Raw genomic sequence first — 8309 nt, forward strand, 5'->3', positions numbered from 1 at the left:
AGAATGAATGTCATTTGAGTATGTCCGTTCTCGGAAACATATCCACTGCATTTTTGACACTATCGGTAGACGGGAACATATCGACTACATTAGCTTAGTTAAATTGAACGTGCTCTTCAGCTTAAAATTGGAATCCGTTTGTTACTTGTATTCACTCGGAACAGGAATATTAAATCTCTCGCACAATAGTTTTACATCATGCATATCATTTTCATCATGCTCATAGCCTAGATGAAATAACACTTGATTTTCAGCATCAATACATCTGACCATTTTATCGCCTATTTTCCCAATACCACTAAATACTTTTGGAGGATATGCTTCTCCTTCAAAAACAATGTATCCTTGTTCGTTGAACTTAAATATATGAAGGTCAATTATCCTACCTTTAGTATCCTTCCAAACCGTGTGAGATGTGGTGGTATATGCTTCTGTAACTTCAACAAAACCTTTTTCTTTTAATATCTCAACAAACTTTTTACTATTACTTTCCTCCACAAATAAATCAATGTCGTTGTGTGCTCTTGTTTCTTCTTCTAATAATGCATCTACTCCCCAACCTCCATCAATCCATATGTTAATTCCATTTTCTTCAGCGTATGTTATTATCTCAATGGCGTCAGTTTTACTTACCATGTAATCCCTCCGTTCAAATTTCTATCTAATTTCATAACATCCCGAAAAGTAGCCATGCTAAATTCCTCCCAGGTAATACTGTTAATTCACATAATCTAACTTAATAGCGCCTTTTCATATCCTCTTCGTAGGCGGCTAGAATACGCTGATATTCTTTTGGGTCATCATTCTCACAGTCCAGTTTTATCACTCGATCCACAATAGGGTCTAAAGAATCAGGGTTGTACCAAGGCTCCTTAATTGTAAGATATATGATTTTTTTGGTTTTTTGACGTTCAGCCATTTCTTTTAACATCTGAATTTCTTTTTCATTTTTTGTTACACTTTGAATCGGCCATATAATCATAAAGTCAAATTCATAATTATCGTATTTTTCACTATTGCCTTTAGTGGTTAGATTATCAAAGAAGATTGTAAGATTGGATAATTTCATTCCTTGCCCATATTTCTTCGGTACGTTAACTTTATAAAGTTCCGCCCATCGAAAAAAATTATCCATTCCATCTTTTGTTGTATGAATTAAATTAATTAGTCCTTTCAAGTTCCCTTGAGAATTCAAAGCTTTAAGAAGAGCCTGATGCTTTTCCTTGTCAGCAATACCTCGTAGTAATAATGTTTTTTCTGTTTCATTGTTCAAGAAATCAATAATCTGATCATATGCATTTTTTACGTCGGACATATTATTCACCCCTTCATTCAAAAATCACTATTTGTTTTTTGAATATACCCAAAATAAAATGCTATCTGTTAGTCTCAAACAAAACAGTGCATCTTCAATTGTTGGCGATTCAATAGTATTCTCATTCCTATGAGTCCCGTAATCAGACATCATAGAGTAAATCATATAAATTGTTTTGGTCTTTGTCAGCTTTCCATCTTTATTTTCGTTAAAAAAATCTGCTAAATCTTCTTTTTTTAGATCTGATTTAAGAGCCCTATCTAAGTCGGCGACCGTTGCAGTTGCACTGTCTCCGCTAGTGTTAAATACACCTCTCATCCACTTTGCGAAATTTTCAGTCCCTTTATATTTTGAAAATATACTTACGATACTTGTCCTACATGATTCAATACAAGCTCCTGAATGACCTTGTGTATAAGCATCAATTGCCGATTTGTAAGCATCATATACTTCTTTGTGGTTACTTTTTATCCATGATTCAACAGAAAACATCTCACTTACTCTGGCAAAATCACTTTCCATGCAAGCAGAAACTTTAACTTTATCAAATTCAATGGTTATACTTAACCCTAAAATCTCGTATAGTTTAGCTAGTTCTTCAAAGTCTTCATCGCTTTCTTCAGAAATATATCTTACATTGAAAGATTTAGTTATTTCTTTTAGCAGATTGATGATATCCTCATGCCTGTTTTCCTTATATAAATCCGAGAAAATACTATCTAAACCTAGAAACACATCGTATTCCTCGTTATTATTCTCAAATTTGTGTGCATAGCCTTGATTGTAGAAATAAGGTACTAGGTAGTCTATATATTTTTCGTAAAGGTCATTAAGCCCCAAGCATTTTAATCTGGCCTTAAATTCTGAATTTTTCTTTATAAAAAATCCTGGTCTGCTAACAATCTCTGCAATTTTTGAAAGAATTATTTCTTTATCATTCATTTTTTCACCCCATCTATGTTCATAAATCTATTGCTTTTTCAAAGCAGATAAAACCATCTCCAAATACTCCTGCCAATAATCACTATCGCCTTCTATGTCGTAAAGCCAATAATACATTAACAGTATTTCAAATTCTTGCTTTCTTCCTTTTGTGAAGGATTTTTTCGGCATCTTTCTATATAGTGAATCAAGGTTAAAGAGATTACTTTTCTGCTTATAATCGTAGTCGTACTTCCTCCAAGTATATTGACTCTTCTTTCTATGCGTTGATGGCCAAAGATCCTCGTTGTCATAAAAACTACTTATCCAACCATAGGCAAAGGCAAGAATATTAACCTGATACTTTGCCCAGGCTTTATCGATCCAATCAGTTATTTCTTCTGTTATTGATGGTATTCCGAAATTAAACCTTTGTTCGCTTTCTACCCTATGATAGTCTTTTATAAAAATAAAAAGCATCTCTGTTTGGTCCTTAAGAAACGGCAACTTTTTAATGAGCTGCGAATAGCAATCATAGGAAGCATTTCTAAATTCACTATCAGTACTATACAGAAAGAAAAACTCATTCGCCTTCATAATATTTCCAATGTGTTTGTGTATTTGCTTTCCGTATTCATTGTAAATACCAACAACCCATTCTCGAACTTCAGGGTCATACTCCCTAAGCTGCTTCCGATACTTATCTAGCTTTTGATCATGGAGTACCGTTTTTTCTTCGGCCTCGGTAATATTCAAATAATTACTAAAATACTCGAATACATAATCAACGCAAATTCTCATATTTTGTGTACGGGCATCAATGTCAAATTCATTGAGCTTATCCTCTTTTTTTCTGCGTGCAATGTATTCCTCTATACTTAGCATGTATTCACCGCCTTTCATATATGATTTTTCTATTCATTAATGAGATTTATAAAAACTCATTACAAATTAATCTTTTTGTATCTTTGCTGATTTGAAGAAGTCTTTTCAATAGCCTTTAAATTATCATTCATTTTACTAACCCGATTAAGAAATAAAGTTCCAAGCAAAAGCCGGTCCTTTCTTGGTATCCTGTTCCATACGTAACCCTTAAACAGATCCTTAACTAGAAAGACTTCACCTTCATTCAACTTTTCAGTTTCTCTGATAGCTTGTTCTAGTAACTCGTTAACATCAATCATCTTGTCCTCTCCTTATCAATAATAATATCAACAACATTGTTAATAATATTATATACACACTACTAACTTTTTTCAATTACAAAATAAAAACCGCCAACCAAAAGAATTTATCTCCTGATTAACGGTCACAAATGAGTTATTTATTTTGTAAATAGTTCGCAATTGTATAATATTTCCTTTGTATCAAGTAAGGTAGCTTCTTCTATTCCTACATTATTGACTTTCATAAAGGATTGTACCGCTTGGTAACCCACTGCATAACCAGCAAATGGTGATAAGCCAACAGGTTGATAGCCCTGTTCTTTTGCAATAGTGTCACCAAACATATAACTACTAACCTCAGCAAATCCTTTAACATCTAGTGACTCCTTTATTATCTCTGTTGAATATTCCAAGTCCTCTTTGTCAAAAGAAGTAACCCAAGGTCCTAAAAATTCATCACCATACAGTTCTCTTGCAAAAGACTCTGCCAACCCCTCTATAATTAAGTAATCACCAACAGTAACGTTCCCATGATCCCAATCAAAATATGAAAAACGGATATTATGATGAAATTCATGTGCAATTACAGCAGGTATCTTCGGAATATTATAGGAATTAGGATAAATAGATACTTGAATAAAACCTGGGATTCCACCGAACCCACAATATCCCTTTTGCAATTCGAGCTTTTTTGGATCAGCTATATACATTCCAAATTTTAACTCATCGGCATTTATTTTCAGATTATTTTTTTGAATAAAATTAACACAGATCTTCAAAGTGTCATAGGCAGTTTGAAGAGCTTGAATTTCTTTTAGCATCTCTAACGCAATCTTTCCAGTTTCGGTATTTGATATATCAAGGTAACCAAGCATTTTTGTAGCCATTATTACGTCATATCCATTAGGTTGATTTGCCTTTAATGGAACGTTAATGATATTCCACATTTTTTCAAAGGGCTTCATCATTGAATATCGATAGAAGTCTTCTCTCTCTTCTTCCATACTAAATAATTTTTCATATTGTTTAATTGTATCTTCAATTACTATTTGCATTGCTACCACCTTTCTTCTTTTGATTTACTGAAAAAATTTTCATTGCCTCACTCATAAACTTGGCCAATCCTTCACTATACTGATCAATGTTTTGTGTAAAGCGTTCATCTTCAATATAGAGTTGGCCTAATCCTTGGAAGGCATCAAGAGAATACTTACCAAAATTCTTATTTAAAAAGTCATACCATTCTTTAATCGTTTTTTGTACTTCTTGCGAGTTAGGAGAATAATTGCGAAGTTGTACAAGTTTATTGAAAATCACATCCCAATTTTGAGATAAATCTTGTTGTTCATCTATAGCCATGTCTCTTAATTTTGCGCTTATCTCATCAACAGGTTGATCCCCCCAACGCATGCGAGCCTCTTGTTCATACTGGTTGAGTCTAAAGTTAATACCCTCAAACCTTTCTTCGTTCGACATTTTAATTTCTCCCATCGTGTGTTTAATCGTTTTATCAATGGTTTCAATCATTTTATCGACTCTATTTCGTTTCTCAATTAACATTTTCCGTTGTAAGATTAACGCTTCCTGTTGATTAAATGAAGGGCTATTGATAATCGTTTTAATCTCCTTCAAGGAGAAATCAAGCTCTCTGAAAAATAAAATTTGCTGTAATTTTTCAAGATCCTCTTCAGAATAAAGCCGATAGCCAGAATAGGTGGTTTCTTTTGGAGTTAATAACCCAATCTGATCATAATGATGAAGTGTACGAACACTAACACCAACCAATTCAGCTACTTCTTTTACTTTCATACTCATGTCTTATATGCACCTCCTTCAGTTGTCATTATAAAGTATCACGTAACGTAAGGGTCAATAGTTAAATGAGGTAATTCAAACCCTGATCTTGCAGAAAAACCACCAACCAAGAGAATGATTTATCTCCTGACTGACGGTCAGCCACTAATGTTATATTTCTATGCCTATCTCAATCCCAGACTTGAATTCAACGGTGAGCTTATCTTCATATATCGTTACTTTCTCAATAAGTCGCCTTACTAACTGTTCATCATACTCCTCCAATTCGCAGGATTGTTCATTCAAGAAATCAGTCATATCAGCGATTCGTTGCCTTTTCCCTTCTCGCTCTGCATTCTCTACAAGTGCATTTTGCTTCAATTCACGAAGGTGGTAAATTTCATCAGCCACATCCTCATAGTCATTCTTTGACTTTGCTTGGATAAGAAGCTGTTGCTGTAATTCTTCCAATTTGCCATCAATATCATCGGTGGTATGATCATTTTCTTCATTAAATATAGTAGCTATGTTTTTCTGTAAGGTTGAGAGGAATGGTTCTTTGTTAGCCAAAAGTTCGTTAATAGCCTTAACCACTGCTGTCTGCAATGTTTCCTCATTTATGGTAGGGGCAGTGCATTCAGAATCCTTCTCCTCCAGACGGCTGACGCATCGCCAAACAATTGACTTGTATCCTCGGTTATTCCAATGTACCCGTCTGTAAATATCACCGCACTGTCCGCAGTAAACAATACTCGATAAAGCATACTTACTGCTATATACTCTCTTTTTACCGCCCTTGCCACCCCGAAGATTCGCTCTTCGAACCATCTCTTCTTGAACCTGCATAAAAAGGTCGCGTGGAATGATAGGCTCATGGCTGTTTTCCACATAATACTGGGGAACGATGCCGTTATTCTTGACTCGCTTTTTAGAAAGGAAATCAACCGTATATGTTTTTTGTAGAAGGGCATCACCGATGTATTTTTCATTCTGCAGTATCTTTTTCAGTGTTTCTGGTCTCCATTTGGCTTTGCCTGCCGCTGTTAGAATACCGTCTGCTTCTAGTCCTCTTGCTATTTGTAAAAGGCTGGCTCCCTCTAGGTACTCCCTGTAAATCCGTTTAACAACCTCAGCACCCTCTGGGTCAATCACTAATTGCTTGTTTTCATCCTTGGTGTATCCAAGGAAACGCTTGTGATTCACCTGGACTTCGCCTTGCTGATATCGATACTGAATACCCAGCTTTACGTTCTGGCTTAAGGACTGGCTTTCCTGTTGGGCAAGGGATGCCATAATGGTCAGCATGATTTCGCCCTTGGAATCTAGTGTGTTGATATTCTCTTTCTCGAAGAATACGGCGATGTTTTTATCCTTTAACTGCCGGATATATTTAAGGCAGTCCAACGTGTTTCTGGCAAATCGGCTGATGGATTTTGTGATGATCATATCAATATTTCCTGCCATGCACTCTTCAATCATGCGGTTGAATTCATCTCGCTTTTTGGTATTTGTACCTGTGATGCCATCATCCGCAAAAATCCCTGCCAATTCCCATTCCTTGTTTTTCTTAATATAATTTGTATAATGTTCAATCTGTATGTCATAACTTGAAGCTTGCTCCTCACTATCCGTTGAAACACGGCAATAAGCGGCCACTCGTATTTTGGGTTTGCTTTCACTATTTTTATTATTTCCGATTCGTTTAATTGCTGGAATGACTGTTACATTCCTACTCACTGCCACTTGTTACACCTCGCTTTCTATCAAACTGTAGGCATATTCCGCCTGCTTGTATGGGTCGTCATATTTTTGCACTAGAGGTTTTGCTTTGAACTTTATAGGATAATCCGTTTCCGGTTCGTCTTTAGGTTCCCATATCCTTCCTAGCTTTTTTGCTCGTTTTCGTTTTTCTACTCTTGCTTTTTCAAAGGTCTCCTCATCAATAATTGGAGGGTAGAATTCATCGCCAAGGTAGTGCTTGTTTTGCAACATCTTACTTGCTGTGGCGTGGTAGCAGTCTATCCCGGCTTTTTTAGCAGCCCCCTTCAAAGAAAGTCCTGCCAAGTACCCTGAAAATAATTCCCTTACTTTTTCCGCTGCTATATCATCTACAACAGCCTTTCCATCTTCAATTCTATATCCATAGGGTGTGTGACCCATTAATTCACCAACCTTTCCTTCAATGTGATTCCACATTTTAATTCAAATCCGACTTCCTCTCGTGAAAAAACAATAATCTTTTCTACGTAATTTTCAAACAGCTCATCCTCATAGGCTGTGAGCATTTTGGACTTAGTGGCAAACCTAAGTAGATGATTAACTTCCTCTACCTTAGCAAGATTTCCATTGACGAAACGAGTAAGTTGATCCTTTTCAGCAAGAAGCCTTTCTCTTTCTTGTACCAGTGAGTTCTTTTCCTTATTGTAAAGAGCAGGTTCCAGATATCCTTTGGCCATTAAACCCGTAAGCACCTGGCTCTGCTCCATGTTGTTTTCAATCTTAATTTCCAACTCTTCAATTCTATGAAAACTCGCTGCATTGTTCTGGTTACGTAACCCCTCCAAAAGTGGTCTTAATATGAACTTCTGACCGAATATGAGTTTATTCATCATCGTAACAAATGCAGTCTTTATATCATCATCTCGTATGAACTGCATAGAACATTCCGTTATATTGCTTATATGCTTACTGCAACACCAAGCGATGTATTTTCTTCCAGATGAATGAATCCGTCTTTTAAAGGTACTGCCACATTCAGAGCAAATAATTGTATTTGATAATCTAAAATTGAGCCACTAAAGCGAGGTTCGATCACAATAAAAATGAGCCACGGCATTTCCAAATCAAATCCTCTCTCTTATGATAGAAAGCGGAAGTCAAACTACATAAGAGGGGAAGAAGAAAAGGATGATCACCATGGCTCAATACCATCATATCAAATTTTTAAAGGAGGTTGAAGGATTATCGCAAAGACAAATTGCGAAACAACTTGGGATTTCACGAAATACCGTCCGCAAGTACCTATCGAATCAGACAGCTCCAACGGTCATTCAACGACAGAATGTATATCGGACCAAGGAATATTCCGCTGAAACAAAACGAGTACTCCCGAT

The 8309-nt window shown here is 35.9% G+C and carries 12 protein-coding genes; 1 reads left to right on the forward strand and 11 read right to left on the reverse strand.

Annotated elements, in window-relative coordinates; all coding sequences use genetic code 11:
* Positions 1-141 precede the first annotated feature (141 nt).
* The 11 genes from THEAE_RS0115500 to THEAE_RS23615 all read right to left on the reverse strand — a co-directional run bounded on the left by THEAE_RS0115500 (position 142) and on the right by THEAE_RS23615 (position 8038).
* A complete protein-coding gene (locus THEAE_RS0115500) occupies positions 142-636 on the reverse strand; it encodes a nucleotidyltransferase domain-containing protein (RefSeq protein ID WP_000253894.1) in 495 nt (164 codons plus the stop codon).
* Positions 637-736: 100 nt separating this feature from the next.
* Positions 737-1315, reverse strand: a complete 579-nt coding sequence (locus THEAE_RS0115505) for a hypothetical protein (RefSeq protein ID WP_001286136.1) — start codon at positions 1313-1315, stop codon at positions 737-739.
* Between the two features lie 27 nt (positions 1316-1342).
* Positions 1343-2257 (reverse strand): hypothetical protein, encoded by a 915-nt coding sequence (locus THEAE_RS0115510; RefSeq protein WP_000998178.1) that lies wholly within the window; start codon positions 2255-2257, stop codon positions 1343-1345.
* 27 nt (positions 2258-2284) lie between these two features.
* Positions 2285-3121, reverse strand: coding sequence for a hypothetical protein (locus THEAE_RS0115515; protein WP_000948664.1), 837 nt, complete (start codon positions 3119-3121; stop codon positions 2285-2287).
* Positions 3122-3180: 59 nt separating this feature from the next.
* Positions 3181-3420 (reverse strand): single-stranded DNA-binding protein, encoded by a 240-nt coding sequence (locus THEAE_RS0115520; protein ID WP_000567890.1) that lies wholly within the window; start codon positions 3418-3420, stop codon positions 3181-3183.
* 140 nt (positions 3421-3560) lie between these two features.
* Positions 3561-4457 carry a DUF2268 domain-containing putative Zn-dependent protease gene (locus THEAE_RS0115525; protein WP_001167590.1) on the reverse strand — a complete coding sequence of 299 codons (897 nt, stop codon included), beginning with the start codon at positions 4455-4457 and terminating at the stop codon, positions 3561-3563.
* The gene (locus tag THEAE_RS0115530) at positions 4441-5217 is read right to left on the reverse strand and encodes a MerR family transcriptional regulator (protein ID WP_000062149.1); all 777 of its coding nucleotides are present in this window, start codon (positions 5215-5217) and stop codon (positions 4441-4443) included. Before THEAE_RS0115530 ends, THEAE_RS0115525 begins: the two co-directional genes overlap by 17 nt.
* Before the next feature lie 150 nt (positions 5218-5367).
* On the reverse strand, positions 5368-6939 hold the full coding sequence (locus tag THEAE_RS0115535) for a recombinase family protein (protein WP_000301253.1): 1572 nt from the start codon (positions 6937-6939) through the stop codon (positions 5368-5370).
* 3 nt (positions 6940-6942) lie between these two features.
* On the reverse strand, positions 6943-7392 hold the full coding sequence (locus tag THEAE_RS0115540) for a recombinase family protein (RefSeq protein ID WP_000267062.1): 450 nt from the start codon (positions 7390-7392) through the stop codon (positions 6943-6945).
* Positions 7356-7925, reverse strand: a complete 570-nt coding sequence (locus THEAE_RS0115545; protein WP_245605635.1) for a recombinase zinc ribbon domain-containing protein — start codon at positions 7923-7925, stop codon at positions 7356-7358. Before THEAE_RS0115545 ends, THEAE_RS0115540 begins: the two co-directional genes overlap by 37 nt.
* Positions 7874-8038: a hypothetical protein gene (locus THEAE_RS23615; protein ID WP_245605577.1), complete on the reverse strand. Its 165-nt coding sequence runs from the start codon at positions 8036-8038 to the stop codon at positions 7874-7876. The genes THEAE_RS0115545 and THEAE_RS23615 overlap by 52 nt, the downstream gene beginning before the upstream one ends.
* A 74-nt stretch (positions 8039-8112) precedes the next feature.
* On the opposite strand from THEAE_RS23615, the gene THEAE_RS21360 reads away from it, so the two are divergent.
* Positions 8113-8309: sigma factor-like helix-turn-helix DNA-binding protein (locus tag THEAE_RS21360; RefSeq protein WP_245605578.1), on the forward strand; the 197-nt coding region annotated here is incomplete at its 3' end.

Source organism: Thermicanus aegyptius DSM 12793 (assembly GCF_000510645.1).
Classification (GTDB): Bacteria; Bacillota; Bacilli; order Thermicanales; family Thermicanaceae; genus Thermicanus; species Thermicanus aegyptius.

Excerpts from the sequence above, each read along its gene's own strand:
- THEAE_RS0115520 (WP_000567890.1), bottom strand. The coding sequence starts at position 3,420 with ATGATTGATGTTAACGAGTTACTAGAACAAGCTATCAGAGAAACTGAA.
- THEAE_RS0115505 (WP_001286136.1), bottom strand. The coding sequence starts at position 1,315 with ATGTCCGACGTAAAAAATGCATATGATCAGATTATTGATTTCTTGAAC.
- THEAE_RS0115515 (WP_000948664.1), bottom strand. The coding sequence starts at position 3,121 with ATGCTAAGTATAGAGGAATACATTGCACGCAGAAAAAAAGAGGATAAG.
- THEAE_RS0115530 (WP_000062149.1), bottom strand. The coding sequence starts at position 5,217 with ATGAGTATGAAAGTAAAAGAAGTAGCTGAATTGGTTGGTGTTAGTGTT.
- THEAE_RS0115540 (WP_000267062.1), bottom strand. The coding sequence starts at position 7,392 with ATGTGGAATCACATTGAAGGAAAGGTTGGTGAATTAATGGGTCACACA.
- THEAE_RS0115525 (WP_001167590.1), bottom strand. The coding sequence starts at position 4,457 with ATGCAAATAGTAATTGAAGATACAATTAAACAATATGAAAAATTATTT.
- THEAE_RS0115510 (WP_000998178.1), bottom strand. The coding sequence starts at position 2,257 with ATGAATGATAAAGAAATAATTCTTTCAAAAATTGCAGAGATTGTTAGC.
- THEAE_RS0115500 (WP_000253894.1), bottom strand. The coding sequence starts at position 636 with ATGGTAAGTAAAACTGACGCCATTGAGATAATAACATACGCTGAAGAA.